This is a genomic window from Haladaptatus sp. CMAA 1909 (genome assembly GCF_043952005.1).
Classification (GTDB): Archaea; Halobacteriota; Halobacteria; order Halobacteriales; family Haladaptataceae; genus Haladaptatus.
In genome coordinates this window covers 2,928,545-2,943,481 of the sequence record NZ_JBIOAV010000001.1, presented here as the reverse complement: position 1 = coordinate 2,943,481, position 14,937 = coordinate 2,928,545, and the positions used below count along the sequence as shown (strand labels likewise).

Here is a 14,937-nt window from a genome sequence, read left to right as displayed (position 1 = left end):
CGGGATGCGAGTAGTACAGACCCCGCCGCGCTATCATCCGTTCATCGGCGGCGTCGAGGAGTACGTCGCCACGCTCTCGAACCAGTTGGTCGCACGAGGCCACGACGTGACGGTGCTCTGCGCGCGGTCGGACGCGAAGACGCCGGTCGAGGAGGTCAGGGATGGGGTTCGAATCCGTCGGCTTCCGGTGGCGGGTTATCTCGCGAACACGCCGTTAACGCCGAGATTTCCGCGCGCGGCGTACGACGAACTGGAGCGAGCGGACGTCGTCCATACGCACATGCCGACGCCGTGGAGCGCCGATTGGAGCGCGTTGGTCGGCGCCGTCACGCGGACGCCGACGGTGCTGACCTACCACAACAACGTCATCGGTACCGGACTCGCGAGCGTCGCCGCGACGGCGTACAACGGCATTCCGTTGCCGATGACGCTCCGGCTCACCGACACCGTCATCACCACGCAACGGTCGTACGTCCGACGGGCGCGGCCGTTGCAGTCGGTTCGTTCGAAGGTCGAGTGCATCCCCAACGGGGTCGATGTGCGTCGATTTCGACCGATGCCGGTGTCGGCGGACGCGAAGCGGTCGCTCGGGGTCGCGTCCGACCGAGCCACGATACTCTTTCTCAGTGCGCTCGACGAATATCACCGATACAAAGGTCTCGACGTGCTGCTGGCGGCGATGGCGTCACTCGCGGAAACGATGCGAACGCCGCCGCAACTCGTCGTGGGGGGCGACGGCGTGCTCAAAGGGGAGTACGAGGCGTTGGCGAGACGACTCGGGGTGGGAGACCACGTTCGGTTCGTCGGTCGGATTCCCGATTCGCAACTGGTGACGGCGTACAACGCGGCGGACGCGTTCGTCCTCCCGTCGACGGACCCCGACCAAGAGGGGTTCGGACTCGTCCTGTTGGAGGCGCTTTCGACCGGGACGCCCGTCGTCTCGACCGATATCGTGGGAGTCGCAACGGACGTCGAAGCCGAAAACGTCGGCCGCGTCGTCGCGCGCGACGACGTTGATGCGCTGGCCGAGGGAATCCGCGATGTCCTCGAATTCGAGGACGACGAACTCTCCGAGCGCTGCCGGTCACTGTGTGAACGCCGGTATTCGGCGCGAAAGAACGCGGAACGGGTGCTCGACGTTTACGCGGAACTCGTCGAGACGGCGTGAGCGGATTCGACCGACTGGGAGGATGAGGGCGTACAGTCGCCGTCGATGCGGTACACCGTGAACTGTGGTCGCCGAACGACCGGCGTGAACAGCGAACTGCGGTCGAATTTGAGGTACGCCGAGCGGTTTATCGGTCGGCGTTGGTAGTTTTCCACGTAGAGGACCTGCGTCGATACTTCGCGGTTGAGAACGAAATAATCCGCGCCGTACGAACGCATCTCCCCGCACGCGGCAGTCGCGTTCGTCCCGTACCACACGTCGATCAGCGCCTGCCGGTCGTAATCGTCGGTGTCGCGGTAGACGACTTCGTAGCGGTCCATCCCGACCAGATACGCGCCGGTCTTCAGTTCCGTGTATATCGGCTCACCGCGTTCGACGCCGTTTCGGTGCATGCCGTCCACGAGTCCCTCGTAGTTACCTCGGTACGGAAACGTCCAGACGCCGGGAATGATGAGCAGGCTGCCGACGACCATCAACGCGACAAGGACGTACCCCGCGGCGTGGGAGAACCGGGCGAGTCGGGAGCGGGAGATGTCGGGGAGTCGCGTGTCGAACCGTCGAGACGGAAGCGAGAACCTCGAGAGAAGCCGCGGTGGAAGCGAACGATAGGCGGTGTTCGTAACGGTTCGGGGGAGGTACGGGATGTAGGTTCGAGCGGGCCGGGCGGTGGAGAGGGAGTCTAGCTCGCCGAGCGCGACGAGCAGTCCTGGTATCGAGGCCTCGAAGAAGATTCGCGTCCAGAAGAAACTCACCGAGATTCCGGCCGGAACGTACACCACGAGGACGCTGTAGAGCCAGAGCATGCGCTCGTCGAAGAGGAATCGGGGACCGTCGCGGGAGAGCGCGCGGAGGCCGCTAACCCCGCTGACGATCGCCACGGGAACGAGAATTATCATCACGTACGGCGGCCACGAGAGGAGAAACGGAACCGAACGACTGGTTCCGAACCCGAACCGACTGCCGATGACGCCGAGCGTGTTCCCGAGGTCGAAGACGGAGTCGGTGAGTTCGCTGGACTGTGAGAGTCGGTCGCCGTGCAAGAGGAGGATGATGAGCGGGCCGACGACGGTCCCGAGGACGGCGTCCCGTCGAGAACCGTCGCGTAGCCAACGGGCCACGCCGATGACGAACAGAAACGGGAGGAGCAAGAGCGCCCGAGGGAGATAGAACATCGACGTGAGCGCCAGCGTCCCCGCGGCGACCCAGAACCAGCGTCCGCCGTCGCGGTTCCACCGAAGCGTCGCGTAGAATCCGAACAGGGTGATCGGAAACGACAGCCCTCTCGCTTCGGTGAGGTACAGCGGCGAGTAGTCGGGGATCAGGAAGATGGCCGTCGCACACAGGGTCCGATATCGGACGTCCTCCGTGTACAACGACGCGAGGAGATAGCCGACGACGAACTTGACGAGCGGCGTCAACAGGAAGAATCGCGTCCACCGATGGACGAAATCCAGTCCGGTGAGCGCGGTGAGGCCGCTCGACAGGTAGGCCGCCGCGGGCGTGTCAATGTCGACACAGATCTTGCCCCAGTACGGGTCGTAGTTGCCGACCGAGGAGACGTACTCGCAGGTCGGGAGATGAAACCCGTGGGAGAGAAGCCACTCCTCGATGTACCACAGCGAATACGCCCACGGGTCGTCCAGCGGGGGCACGAGCATCGCCTTTACGACGACGGAGAGACAGGCGAGGACGAGGAGAACGAGGCCGAGTCGCTCGCGCCGCGAGAGCGGGCGAATTCTCTCGTCGTACGTTTCACGTATTCGCCGTTCTAGCGACGCGATTGCTCGATTCATCGTTCACCGGTTCCACGGAGAGGGTCGATTCGGTGGACACGACTGACGACGGCACGGGTAATGAAACGGCGGTTCATTACGGAACGGTAGGGTATCGTTGTGGTGCGGTTTCGTCCACGGCGGCGGAATCCGGATCGCCATCACCCGCGTTCGAACAGGTCGAACAGGGGTTGGAGGTTGACCGGGATCGAATTCGTGTACTGACGCAACAGGGAGACGTCCTCCGTTTCGAGACCCCCGACGGCAAGAAGGACGACGAGGTGAACGACATAGAACCCCATTCCGGCGAGGAGGACCGCGAGCAGGGACGACCGAATCCACGAACCGAGAACGAAGTACAGGAGTACGAAGAGCGCCGTCGTGGCCACGGTGACTCGGACGAGGGCGCTCGAAATCGCGTGATAGCCTCGAACGAGATACAGTCGCACCGCGGAAGCCACGTTAAGCGCGGCATACGTTCCGGCCGTCGCCGCCGCGACGCCCGCGATACCGAACGGGGAGATGAGCAACGCGCTCAGCGCGACGTTACCGACCAGGGTGGCGGTCGTGGTCCAGAAAATGAACCGGGTGTCCCCGATGGCCGTCAGCGCCGCGCGGGTCATGCCGGTCGTGACCTCGACGAAGAAACCCACGACGACGAGGGCCAGTACGACACCTCCGGAGATGTACGCCTCGCCGAAGAGGGCGGACAGTATCGCCCCGGGAAACCCGACCACGAACAGGAACACGGGAAGCGTGAGGACGACGACCCACTTCGCCATCAGCGTGTAGAGGCGCGACATCTCATCGTGATCCGCGTCCTCGTCGTCCATCTGGGAGAATATGGGCAGAAAGAGCGCCGAGAACGACCAGACGAAGAGAAGCATGATTCTGCCGGTCGTGAACGCCGCGTCGAACACGCCGATTTTTGCGGGCGGGAGGGAGTACCCGATGACCATGTCGTCGGTCGCCTGAATGAGTTGCCACGCCGCGGTCGCGATGACGAGGGGGACCGAAAATCGAAGCAGCGGAACCGTGTGCTCGGAGAGACGGGCAGTCGCCCGCTGCGCCGACGAGAGGAGTGCGGTTTCCCGACCGAGGATGAACAGGGAGATTCCGGCGGTGATCGCGGTGCCGAGCACCCAACCAGCCGACGCCCCCACGATGCCGTAGCCGAGATAGATTCCGGCGACGGCGAACAGGATGATGGCTCCCCGGAGAACGACGTTCTGTACCAGCGCGATTCGGGGTGCGTCCCCGATGCCCCGAAAGCCGCCGAGCGACAACCAGACGACCGATTGAAACGGGAGCGCCAGCGCGAAGAGGAGAACGACCGGAACAGCGGTCGGGACGAGAAAGAGTCGGGAAACGACCCCCGAGAGCACCGCGAGCGCTCCGGCCGCGACGACCGCCGCGACGAAGGCGACTTCGACCGCCGTCAGGAACACGTCACCGGGGTCGTCGGACCGTGGGATGTTTCGCGCGACTCCCTCCTCCAGACCGAGGCTGGTGAGGAGCACGAGGAGTTCGAGAAGCGAGACGCAGAACGCGAGGACGCCGTACCCGCTCACGCCGAGGAGGCGCGCCAGCACGATGCGCGTCAGGAAGGCGAGTCCCATCCCCAGCACGTTGCCGACGAGGACGACGAGCGCTCCACCGAACAGTCGTCCGTAGAGTCCGCGTTTCATCGCCGCTCACAGAACCGTCCCGGACTGTTCTTCGTCCGGATACATCCGGTCACGACGCGGTTTTCGCTCGACCGAATTCGGCGGACGTTCTCGTCGTTCTGGCCGAAGACTGTGTTGACGATTCGATTGTCGCCCGATTCGAGCAGGACGATTCCGTACTCGTTCCCGGTGAAAACGGTCCTGAACAGACGGTTCGGTCCGGAGAAGCGGAGTTCGACCCCGTTCGTGTTGTTTCGAGCGACCACGTGGACGAGGTCGTTGTTCCCGGCTTGGTCGAGGAGGACGCCGTCTTCCCCGTTCGAATTCGCGGTGTCGTCCACGAGTCTGGTCCGTTCGCTCCGTTCGAGTACGAACCCCGCCTCGTCGTTTTCGTTCGCCGTGCTGTTGCGAACCACGTTGTCATCGGCGCGCAGAAGCGTGAGACCGGATTCCCTGTTTTTCGCGGTCGTCGTCCGCTCGAAGACGACGTTTTCCACTTCGATGCCGACGATTCCGTCGGTGTTGTTCGTGGCGACGGTTCCGACGACGGTGTTGTTCAGCGCGCGGTCCAATCGGAGACCGGTGAACTCGTTGTTCTGGACGGTGTTTTCACGAAGAGAATTGCCGTTCGCTTGCTGGAGGACGATTCCGTCCTCGTTGTTCGTGACAACGTTGGTATCGACCGCGGTATCGCTCGAACGGTCCAAAAGGATGCCCTCGTTCTCGTTGCTCCCGACCCAATTTCCGGTCACATCGACGGCACTCGACTCGATGACGAGGATGCCGACGTCGTTCGTGCTCGCGACCGAAGTGCTGACGGTCGTATTACCGCCGTTGGAGACGCGGACCCCCACGTCGCCGTTGTCTCGAACGGTATCGTTTCGAACGACTGAGTCCTCGGATAGACGAACGTGAATGCCGTTTTCCCCGTTGTTCTCGACGACGTTCCCGAGGAGACGAACGTCGTTCGAATACGTCTGTATCACGCCGTCCTCCTCGTTGTCGTTGACGGTACTTCTCGTGAGTCGCGTCCTATCGGAGTACTCCAACTCGACGCCGAGTTCGTTCCCCGTACTCGTGAGGCCGGAAACCGTCGTGTTCGTGGAGTTCTGTACGAACAATCCGGTTTCGTCGCTATCGCGTATCGTCGACCCGACGACGTTCGTCCGGCCGTCCGATTCGAGGTGAATACCGTCGGCCGTGCTCCCGGAGACCGAGACGTTTCGAAGGGTCGTTCGAAGCGTCTCCAAGGTTCGAACGCCCATATCGGTGTCGGACACGGATACGGAGTCGAGGGTGGCCGCGGTGGTTCGATAGAGGACGACTCCCTGACTCCAGTTTCGAACGCTGAGGTTTTCGATTCGGACGTTCGACGTGTTGACGAACACGCCGATCAGTTCCGACTCGGGCGACGGACCGACGATTTCGTGGCCCTCGCCGTGAACCGTCACGTCGTTCGCACGGACGTCGAGACAGCGGTCGGCGTCGCTCCGAATATCGGTCGTGAGGACGTATTCGCCGGGTTCGTCGATGACCGTACACGACGAGATCGATCGAGTATCCGCCGGCTGACTCGCCGAATTCGCGGTCACGACCGTCGCGACCGGTTGAACCGCGACTACCAAGCACACACAGAGCAGCAAAACGGGCGTGTCCGGTCGATTCATCGTCCAGTGAACGATCCCATCCGGAATGAATGACCTCGACAGTTCACCGGCGTCAAAGGCGCACTAGCGTCGTTCGTGTCGCCCCATTTGAAGTTAAGGTCGTGCCAAGAGCGGGTATTTCTCGTTACTCGCCGTTCTCCAAAAGGCGAGGAACGGGGGGTTTGACGTCCGAATACGAATCTACCCGACGTTTCGCCAAACTGCCGAAAATGGACCCACCCCCGCCGACGTTGTTCGCCTCCGTCAGATTGTTCGAACCGGCCAGTTCGAACGAGTTCGTCCGGTTGCCGTAAACGTGACAGCCGACGACCGTCCAGTAGCCCGATTCTCGAATGGATATGATGGGCGGCCCGTCGCAGTTGTGGATGATGGAACTCGTGATAGAGATATGCGAGGAGTCCAATCCGTACACACCACCCTGCGTCGTACCGTCGATTATCGCTGAAATTTGTGCGTTGGTCACGGAATCGAGGACGATACCGTACTGTCCGCCGCCTCCGTTGATGGTCGAACGGATGAACGCGTTGGAGAAGTCCTGAAGGCGAACGCCCGTCTCTCGGAAGTTCCTCGTGAGCGAGATCAACTTGAGGTCTTTCCCCCCGGCCGTCAGGTTGACACCGTGATTGCCGACGTTCGTTACCTCTGTGGTGATGACCGTCGCCTCCATCGGAATAATGGAGTTGATGCCGTCCTCGACCACGTTGTCGATGACGGAGTTGATGGACAGCGTCCGACCGCGACCTTCTGCTCGCGGTGAGTTGTTCACGAGCTGAATGCCGTGTCCTTGACAGGAAACGATGGCTGCAGTTATCAGAATGTCGTCTATCGTGATGTCCGCGCTCGCCTCGTACTCGATGTGTAACTTGATACCGTTCGCGTGCACCGGACTGCTCAACACGCCGCCCGTGATGGACACCCTACCTATCGACCGTTTAATAGCTCCGATGGCGATGCTGTCGTCACCGGAGACGATTATCGGGCTCGTTATCGAAACGCGGGAGCAGTCGTACGTGTGAATCCCGTCGAGTCCACCGGCGTCCGACGGGTTCGCGATTCGATTGGGGTACGTTATGACAGTCGGTTGGAGGAACTGGACCGAGTCCACGTCCGTAATACGGAACATGAAGTTGGTGTTGTAGAGGCCGGTAACGGAGTCGGCGCGGAAGTTCGACCCCCCCGTTACTCGAATTTCATCCCGTTTCATGTTCGGGAAGTCCTGTTCCGGTCTGTTTCCGTTGATAAAGCCACCGGAGAGCGTCAAACTGGCGGACGGTGCCAGTTCGAAATCCAACATGTGGTCGTCCGTGTCGGGGGCGCGCTTCAGCGAATGGCCCTCGATGTTGATTCGAAGTTTCGACTCGACACGGGCCGAAATGGCACTGGTGAGCGTGATATCGTCAGTGACTATTACCAGTCCGTCACTCTGCACTGCGTCTTGGAGTTCCGATTCCGACGACACCGTTCGCGTCGCACCGAGCGATGACGCCTGAATCGTTCCGACGGAGAGGGACTCGAACGTCGGGGAGACCCCGGACGATTGGAGCGGCCGCCACTCCTCGCCGTCGCCGACGAACTCGTTTTCCGTGTCGGTGGCAAGATATTTCGCACCGAGTTTCGGCGCGTACGTGTCCCGCATCTCCTCGTCGTCCCGTATCTCCACGTCGGTGTCGAGTCGCTCGAAGTTCCGATTGAGAGGACGGTGCCAATCCGTCGTTCCGGATTGTGGAGTGTCGTACCGATGGTTGTCGGTCATAGCTCGTACCTCCCGTACTCCCCCGATCCGTATCCAGCGAGTCGTGCTTCGGGTGTCTCCCTGACGCGTCGGGACGTTACCGTATCATTCGAGAGCGTAGCGATAGCCGATACAGCGGTCAACCGACAAAACGTTCGACGACTTATGGCATATTCTTGTCGTGTCAGATTCCTCATTTCCCCCACCCATCAGTTCCGGTACGCCGCCAACACGGAAAACAGTTGGTTTTGTATCATTTTAATCGAACAGCAATCAGCGGCTCAAAAGCGGGTCCAAAATGGTGGTTCAACTCTTTGAGAATGGGAAACAACCCCCTCCGTTTCCACTGGAAAAGACACCGATTACTGCCAATTAGTCTCCGACTCGGAGTCGATCTCTTCTTCGTCCAACTCACTCAACTCCCGCTCCTCGTTGTACTCCGCCATGCCGCCGGCTTCGCCGGAGATTTCGTTGTACACGGCTTCGCGCGCTTCTTCAGGGGATTCGAAGCGTTCGTCCACGATGCGGTCGAAGACGCTTCCGAGCGTCTCCGTCTCGTTCGGTAAATCGAGCGGTTGGTCGCCGTATTCGGTCGCCAACTCCTCGCTCGTCGTCGGATACTTGTGTTCGCCGAGCATCCGACCCGCGTCGCCGAGCACGTCTTCGACTCGCTCCGCTCGTTCGTGTTGCCGTTCGCGGGCACTATCCTGTACGCGTTCGGCGTCGTGGTTCTCGTCGGACATTGCTCTGGACCGAACTACGCCACACCGTTTGAAATTCATACTGGCCAGCAAGAGCACGGCCGCCGACATCGTGTCCCGTCACCACACCTACTTTTCGACTTCCAACAGAGCGACGCGCTCACGGACGATATCGGTGAGGCTGGCCGTCGTCGCCGCCAATTCCCGTTCCGAGATCGAAAAGAACTCGAAAATCGGTTCGCGATCGGAGGCGTCGAGCGTGTCCTCGGGCGTCAACAACTCGGAAACGGCCGCCATGGCGGCCGTTTCGCCCTCGCCGTCTACGACCACGACGACGTCCTGTTCGCCCTCCGAGACGCCCATTTCGAGCGCCTGATTGATCTGGCGACGACCTGCCGCATAGAGGAGAATTTCGACGGCGGGGTCGCGAGCGACGTTCTCACCGCGTTCGAACGCGCGATTCGCGTGTTCCACCGCCGATTCGAGATGTGCCCGTCCGGCCACATAACCCGCGTCGAACGCCTGTATCGCACAGTCGAACTCGTCGCCGATGTCGCCGAGACGTGCCACGAACTCGTTCACGTCGGCGACGGAAGCGCTCCCCTCGACCACTCTCATTCGAAATCACCGAGGCTCTGCTGTCCGCCGTCGTTCGTCGCGCGCGCGCTCGTCGCCGCCGTCTCGGCATCCGCCTCGACGCCGTCGAGCGAGGGGTCCTGCCGGCCGACGTTTTCGAGGATGTTTTCGGCCGTCTTCTTCCGACCGCGGAGCGCACCGAGAACGACCGATTTGTCCGCCTCTCGGAGATCGGCCCGTGACTCGATGCCGGCCTCGTACAACCGCCGGGCGCGTTTTCGCCCGACGTTGCGGACGCCGGCGAGGTCGAGGAGTTCCTCCTCGACGCCGTATTCGACCCGTTTGCGTGCCTCCCTAATGGCCGTGGTCGTCGTGGACGGCAACCGCTCACCCTTGTCGCGCTGGAGTTCCGCAGCGAGGCGTTCGGCCGCGTTGAGCAACCATTCGGCCGTCTCGACCTTCCCGCGGATGTCGCCGGGACCGATGGCGTAGCGCTCCGTGATTTGGTCCTCGTCGAGTTCGCTCGCCCAGTCTTCGAGCAGACGTGCGGTCTTCAACGCCGAAAGCCAGTCCTCGAACGCGTTGTCCTCGAACTCCGAGGGCATGTGACCGAGGAACTCCTCCTCACGCTCGTACGCGATTTCGGTGTATCGCTCGCGGTCACCCGAACGAAGGTAGAGTTGATACATGTCCGGCGTTCGCGAGACGAGGTGATACAGTCCGAGCGCGGTCGGTTTTCCGTCCGCATCGCGCAGTCCGTCGATGATTTCGGCGGCGCTCATCGGGTCGAGATAGAGTTGCGAGACGCGGTGGCCGAGGCCGGTAGCGCGCAACCTGTCGTCACGTTCGAGGAAGCCGTTCCGTTCGAGGTAGTCGAGAACGCGCTGGGTGACGGATTCGAGTCGCCCCGTTTCGTCCGTCTGGGTCGCGTACAGCGTGCGTTCGAGGAAATCGAGGAGTTCCTCTTCCGTCCCGGCGAACCCGGACGCGACGGTGGCGAGAATGTGCGTCCGAAGCGCGGGTTCCACCGCGAGTTTCGAGTGGACGGGTTCCGGGTCGGCCCAGACGTACTGGTCGAACAGTTCCTGCAGTTCGTCGTGGCTCTTGGCGATGAGGACCGCCTCCCCGTGCGGGTCGAGTCCCGGTCGACCCGCTCGGCCGAACATCTGGTGGACTTCGAGGACGTCCAGCGGTTGCATGCCGCCGATGTCGCCGTCGTAGCGCCGCCAGTCGCGGACGATGACCCGCCGACTCGGAGTGTTTACGCCCGCTGCGAGCGTCGGCGTCGCGCTGATGACTTTGATGCACTTGTCGCGGAAGGCATCTTCCACCAGAGAGCGGTGGTCGCTGGCGAGCCCCGCGTGGTGAAACGCGGCCCCCTTTTCGACGGCGTTCGCGAGGTCCTCGCTCGTTTCGGTGTCGCTCACCTCGCGAATTTGGTCGGCGATGTCGAGCAACTCCCGGCACTCCTCGTCGGTCAGGTGTGCCTTCGTCACGTCCGCGAGTCGCTTCGCCGCCGCCTCCGCGTTTCGGCGGGAGTTGACGAACACGAGCGACGACCCGCCGTCTTCGAGCGTATCGCGGACGAGCGCGGCGGTTTCCTTCTCGTTTCCGCGTGCGAGTTCCTGTTGTGTGCCGTCGTCGAAGTGCAGCGCCTGCCCGTAGAGGACACCCTTCCTGAGGTCGATGGGACGCCACGTCGAATCGACGAGGGTGGCATCGAGCCACTCCGCCATCTCCTCCGCGTTGCCGACGGTCGCCGACAGCGCGACGGTCTGGAGGTTCGGGTTGACCCGGCGGAGTTTGGCGAGCGTGACTTCGAGCGTCGGTCCGCGGTGGGAGTCGTTGACGAGGTGCACTTCGTCGGCGACGACACAGGAGAGGTCGTCGACCCACTTCGCGCCGTTTCGGACGAGCGAGTCCACCTTCTCGCTCGTGGCGACGATGATGTCCTTCGATGCGAGCCAATCGCCGTCACTCTCATAGTTCCCCGTGGAGACGCCGATGGAGACGCCGTACTGTTCGAACTCCTCGAACTCCTCTTTTTTCTCGCTGGCGAGCGCTCGAAGGGGGACGATGTACAGGGCTTTGCCACCACGGGCGACGCTCGACAGCATGGCGAGTTCCGCGATGAACGTCTTCCCGCTGGCGGTCGGGATGCTGGCGACGATGCTCTCGCCGTCGGTGATACCTGCTTCGACCGCTTCCGCCTGCGGCGGGTAGAGTTCCTCGATACCCTGCGCGTGGAAGTGTTCGGGAACGCCGTCCGGCAACCCCGTCAAGTCGGTGACGTTCACGCACGTTCACCTTGCGTGCGCGGTGCGAGTCCGGTCATTACCCTCGTTTGGCGCGTCTTCCCGTTTAAACTGTCGGGTGGACTCCGAAGAAAGGTATCGAACGGCGAGTCACCATCGAGTGTTCGGCGAGCGCTCCGTCATCCATTTGAACACACACGCCAGAGAGATACGCATGAAGGTAGAATACGACCGGAACACCTGTACGGGGATGTATCAGTGCACGGCGGAGTGGGAGGAGTTCGTCGAGAACCGCGAGGAAGGCAAGGCCGACCTGCTGGAAAGCGAGGAAGTCGAAGACGGAATCTTCGTCCGAGAAGTGCCCGACGGAGCCGAGTTCGACGCCGAAATGGCCGCCCGCGTCTGCCCTGTGGACGCCATCAAGGTGTACGACGACGACGGCGAACAAATCGTCTGAAACGGGAGCGGTGGGACTCGCTGGTTACGAGAAAACAACACGGTCGAAGGCCATTGTTTCGGGTGGAAACCGATAGGTTGCGATGAAGAATTTTTGCAGTGGAAATTTATCCGGCGGACGATGCTACCGTTTCAGCTGTCGAACCGAGCCTGCTGCATGAACGGTTGAATGTCGTCGATATCGCCGAGTCGCGAATCGGACTGGAGGACGGCCTCGGTTTCCTCGATGGGGACGGAGAGGCTGATCTCCTTGGTACGCCCGTAGCGCCCCTTCGAGACGACGACGGCGTTGACGATGCCGAGCATGTCGAGTTCGCTGATGAGGTCGGTGACGCGGCGCTGGGTGAGGATGTCGGCGTCTATCTCCTCGCACAGGTGTTTGTAGACGTTGTACACCTCGCCGGTGTTGATGTTGTGGACGCCGTTTTTCTCCAGCGAGATGGTCGAAAAGAGGACGAGTTTCGATTGGGTCGGGAGCGTTCGAACCACTTCGACCACGCGGTCGAGTTCGATCTTGTCCTGTGCCTTCCGGACGTGGCCTTCCTCCACGCGTTCGGCTTGGTCGCGTTCGGCGAGTTCGCCCGCCGTTCGAAGCAGGTCGAGCGCCCGTCGCGCGTCACCGTGTTCCTGCGCGGCGAAGGCGGCACAGAGCGGAATCACGTCGTCCGAGAGGGCGTCTTCCTTGAACGCCACCTCCGCGCGGTGCTGGAGGATGTCCCGGAGTTGGTTCGCGTCGTAGGGCGGGAAGACGATTTCTTCTTCCCCCAAACTGGATTTGACGCGGGGGTCGAGGAAGTCGGTGAACTTCAGGTCGTTGCTGATACCCATGATGGACACCCGCGAGTTGTCGAGTTCCGAGTTCATCCGAGAGAGGTTATAGAGCGTGTCGTCGCCGGATTTCTCGACCAGTTTGTCGATTTCGTCCAGCATGATGACGACGACGCGCTCCTGATAATCGACGGCATCGAAGAAGGTGTTGTACACGCGGTCCGTCGGCCACCCGGTCATGGGAACCGGTTCTATCTCCTCCGAATCCGCTTCGAGTTCCTCTATGCGGTCGTCGATTTCCTGTACGGACGAGAAGTCGGTGTTCGCTAACTGCTCGGATTCGGCGGCGACGCCGTCGCGAATGTCGTTCAGTTCTTCGATTTGGCTTTCGATGTCGGCCAGATTGTTCTCGATGAACTTGTTGGCGAGTTGTGCGAGTACGCGATACTGTGTATCCGTTATCTCGCAGTTTATGTATTCGACCTCACACGGGACTTCGTACTTCAGCGAGGTTCGTTCGAGCTCCTGACTCACGAACTTGGCACTTGCCGTCTTTCCGGTCCCCGTCTTTCCGTAGATGAGGATGTTCGACGGCGTTTCGCCGCGCAGTGCGGCGACGAGAATGGTCGCCATGCGGTTGATCTGCTCTTTGCGGTGTGGGAGTTCGTGTGGCGTGTACGAGGGCCGGAGCACCTCCTTGTTCTCGAAGATCGGCTCGCCGCTGAGCAGATCGTCGAACAAACCTTGGTTGCTCTCGTCGTCCGAGTCGTCCAACACGACATCGTCCAAGTCGATACCCTCGAATCCACGGTTCGCGTGGCCGCTTCGTTCGTCCGCCGGGTCTGTGTTCTCGTCTGACATACGTCGTCTTTGTACCCCTTCGTTTCGACTGGAGTTGACGCGCCGTGCGGAGAGAGAAGGGAGGAAACCGGGAATAGCGTCCCTATTTCCGTCCCAGAGAAGCGACAGCGCGTCCAGTTGATGCAGATGAAAAAGAGGTACAGCACAGTACTAAAATCTTTCTCATCGGTGGAGTGATGAACGAAAAAGGTGTTTTTGGAGGTTTCACCCTGAATCAGCATCGTTTCGGGTCGAACGAAAGGCGAGGAGAAGTGGTAACCAAGTGGAAGGTGTGAGAAACGGACGGTGATTTTTCGAATGGATTTGGGAGCAGTCGATGTGTCCAATTTTCAACGTTTGTTCACGGCTTCGGATTCGATTGGTTGGAAAGTGGGGTTCGAATCGTCCTCGGATTCGATTCGTTCGACCTATCCGACTCGTCCAACCAGGTCGTTTCGGGTCGAGTCGAAATAGAGAGATAGGTAACAGAGTGGAAGCGTCGGAGTGGAGGATTCGGAAGGAGCGTAGCAGGATAGAGAGGCAGGAGAGAAAAGGAGTGGAGAGGAGAGGCAGGGGGAGAGAAGAAGCAAGGGGAGAGAAGAGGAGATGATGAGTAATGTACCATAGAGGGACGGTGGAACGTGAGAGAACGGTGGAACGGGAGGTGTAGTGACGGATGGCGATTCAGTAAACGGTGGGAGTGTATCCGTTCGTTGCCCCCTCATTTCGGGTGGAACGCGTGGAGTCGTGACGGAAATGTCAAAGAATGGAAGCGTGAGATGGTGTTCGCGGGGGAGGTATCGACGATTGGATATGGGTCGGAAAGTGGTCGAGAGAACGATCATGCCTTGTGATATCACGTGTCTATGGACCCCCCCACCCCTTCGTTTCGGGTGGAACGCGGAGAAGGAGGGGTGGGGGGGAGGGGGGATCTAGGACGGGAACCTTTATTACACAGTCTAGCTAACAATATCCGCAAACTATAGTTGAAACTTTTCTAGAGGGGAGTGTAGTCTGTAAGTTACCTACGGCTGACACCCCATCCCCCATCGTTCGACGTTTCCACCCGAAACGAAGGGGTGGGGGGGTCCCGAACTGGTTGTAGAGGCGACACGAAACGCGCATTCGGTAACACCAACACATCGAGATATGTGTTACCACCCGACACTGCTCGGTACGCGATGGGACGACCTCTCGCTTTTCATCCTCCCGAGACAAACCCGCTTGATTCGTTTTGGTCCGAGTACGCCGGCAAACCCCTTCGTTTCCAGTGGAAACGTCTTCCACTTCCAACGACCCTTTCCGTCTGTTCGAAATCAGTCATGACTTCGAGAA

General features: G+C 60.8%; 10 protein-coding genes. 2 read left to right on the top strand and 8 right to left on the bottom strand.

All coding sequences use genetic code 11. The features are described from left to right. Positions 1–4 precede the first annotated feature (4 nt). Complete coding sequence (locus ACGYLY_RS15850) at positions 5–1,168, top strand: glycosyltransferase family 4 protein (RefSeq protein WP_395283990.1); 1,164 nt, start codon at positions 5–7, stop codon at positions 1,166–1,168. On the opposite strand, the gene ACGYLY_RS15845 is transcribed toward ACGYLY_RS15850, so the two are convergent. From ACGYLY_RS15845 to ACGYLY_RS15815, 7 genes are all read right to left on the bottom strand, one after another. After that, complete coding sequence (locus tag ACGYLY_RS15845; RefSeq protein ID WP_395283991.1) at positions 1,141–2,961, bottom strand: hypothetical protein; 1,821 nt, start codon at positions 2,959–2,961, stop codon at positions 1,141–1,143. The genes ACGYLY_RS15850 and ACGYLY_RS15845 overlap by 28 nt on opposite strands. 140 nt (positions 2,962–3,101) lie before the next feature. Then, positions 3,102–4,628, bottom strand: coding sequence for an oligosaccharide flippase family protein (locus tag ACGYLY_RS15840; RefSeq protein WP_395283992.1), 1,527 nt, complete (start codon positions 4,626–4,628; stop codon positions 3,102–3,104). After that, positions 4,625–6,274, bottom strand: coding sequence for a nitrous oxide reductase family maturation protein NosD (locus ACGYLY_RS15835; protein WP_395283993.1), 1,650 nt, complete (start codon positions 6,272–6,274; stop codon positions 4,625–4,627). The genes ACGYLY_RS15840 and ACGYLY_RS15835 overlap by 4 nt, the downstream gene beginning before the upstream one ends. 124 nt (positions 6,275–6,398) lie before the next feature. Then, on the bottom strand, positions 6,399–8,027 hold the full coding sequence (locus ACGYLY_RS15830) for a right-handed parallel beta-helix repeat-containing protein (RefSeq protein WP_395283994.1): 1,629 nt from the start codon (positions 8,025–8,027) through the stop codon (positions 6,399–6,401). 341 nt (positions 8,028–8,368) lie between these two features. Further along, complete coding sequence (locus tag ACGYLY_RS15825) at positions 8,369–8,749, bottom strand: hypothetical protein (RefSeq protein ID WP_395283995.1); 381 nt, start codon at positions 8,747–8,749, stop codon at positions 8,369–8,371. Positions 8,750–8,836: 87 nt separating this feature from the next. Further along, on the bottom strand, positions 8,837–9,325 hold the full coding sequence (cgi121, locus tag ACGYLY_RS15820; protein WP_395283996.1) for a KEOPS complex subunit Cgi121: 489 nt from the start codon (positions 9,323–9,325) through the stop codon (positions 8,837–8,839). Then, complete coding sequence (locus tag ACGYLY_RS15815; protein WP_395283997.1) at positions 9,322–11,580, bottom strand: ATP-dependent DNA helicase; 2,259 nt, start codon at positions 11,578–11,580, stop codon at positions 9,322–9,324. The genes cgi121 and ACGYLY_RS15815 overlap by 4 nt, the downstream gene beginning before the upstream one ends. Before the next feature lie 172 nt (positions 11,581–11,752). Between ACGYLY_RS15815 and ACGYLY_RS15810 the strand changes: the two genes are divergently transcribed. Further along, a complete protein-coding gene (locus ACGYLY_RS15810) occupies positions 11,753–11,995 on the top strand; it encodes a ferredoxin (RefSeq protein ID WP_395283998.1) in 243 nt (80 codons plus the stop codon). Between the two features lie 131 nt (positions 11,996–12,126). On the opposite strand, the gene ACGYLY_RS15805 is transcribed toward ACGYLY_RS15810, so the two are convergent. Next, positions 12,127–13,623: a Cdc6/Cdc18 family protein gene (locus tag ACGYLY_RS15805; protein WP_395283999.1), complete on the bottom strand. Its 1,497-nt coding sequence runs from the start codon at positions 13,621–13,623 to the stop codon at positions 12,127–12,129. Positions 13,624–14,937: the final 1,314 nt, after the last annotated feature.

Coding starts and splice junctions, on each gene's coding strand:
- ACGYLY_RS15825 (WP_395283995.1), bottom strand. CDS start 8,749: ATGTCCGACGAGAACCACGACGCCGAACGCGTACAGGATAGTGCCCGC.
- ACGYLY_RS15810 (WP_395283998.1), top strand. CDS start 11,753: ATGAAGGTAGAATACGACCGGAACACCTGTACGGGGATGTATCAGTGC.
- ACGYLY_RS15835 (WP_395283993.1), bottom strand. CDS start 6,274: ATGAATCGACCGGACACGCCCGTTTTGCTGCTCTGTGTGTGCTTGGTA.
- ACGYLY_RS15840 (WP_395283992.1), bottom strand. CDS start 4,628: ATGAAACGCGGACTCTACGGACGACTGTTCGGTGGAGCGCTCGTCGTC.
- ACGYLY_RS15830 (WP_395283994.1), bottom strand. CDS start 8,027: ATGACCGACAACCATCGGTACGACACTCCACAATCCGGAACGACGGAT.
- ACGYLY_RS15850 (WP_395283990.1), top strand. CDS start 5: ATGCGAGTAGTACAGACCCCGCCGCGCTATCATCCGTTCATCGGCGGC.
- ACGYLY_RS15805 (WP_395283999.1), bottom strand. CDS start 13,623: ATGTCAGACGAGAACACAGACCCGGCGGACGAACGAAGCGGCCACGCG.
- ACGYLY_RS15845 (WP_395283991.1), bottom strand. CDS start 2,961: ATGAATCGAGCAATCGCGTCGCTAGAACGGCGAATACGTGAAACGTAC.
- cgi121 (WP_395283996.1), bottom strand. CDS start 9,325: ATGAGAGTGGTCGAGGGGAGCGCTTCCGTCGCCGACGTGAACGAGTTC.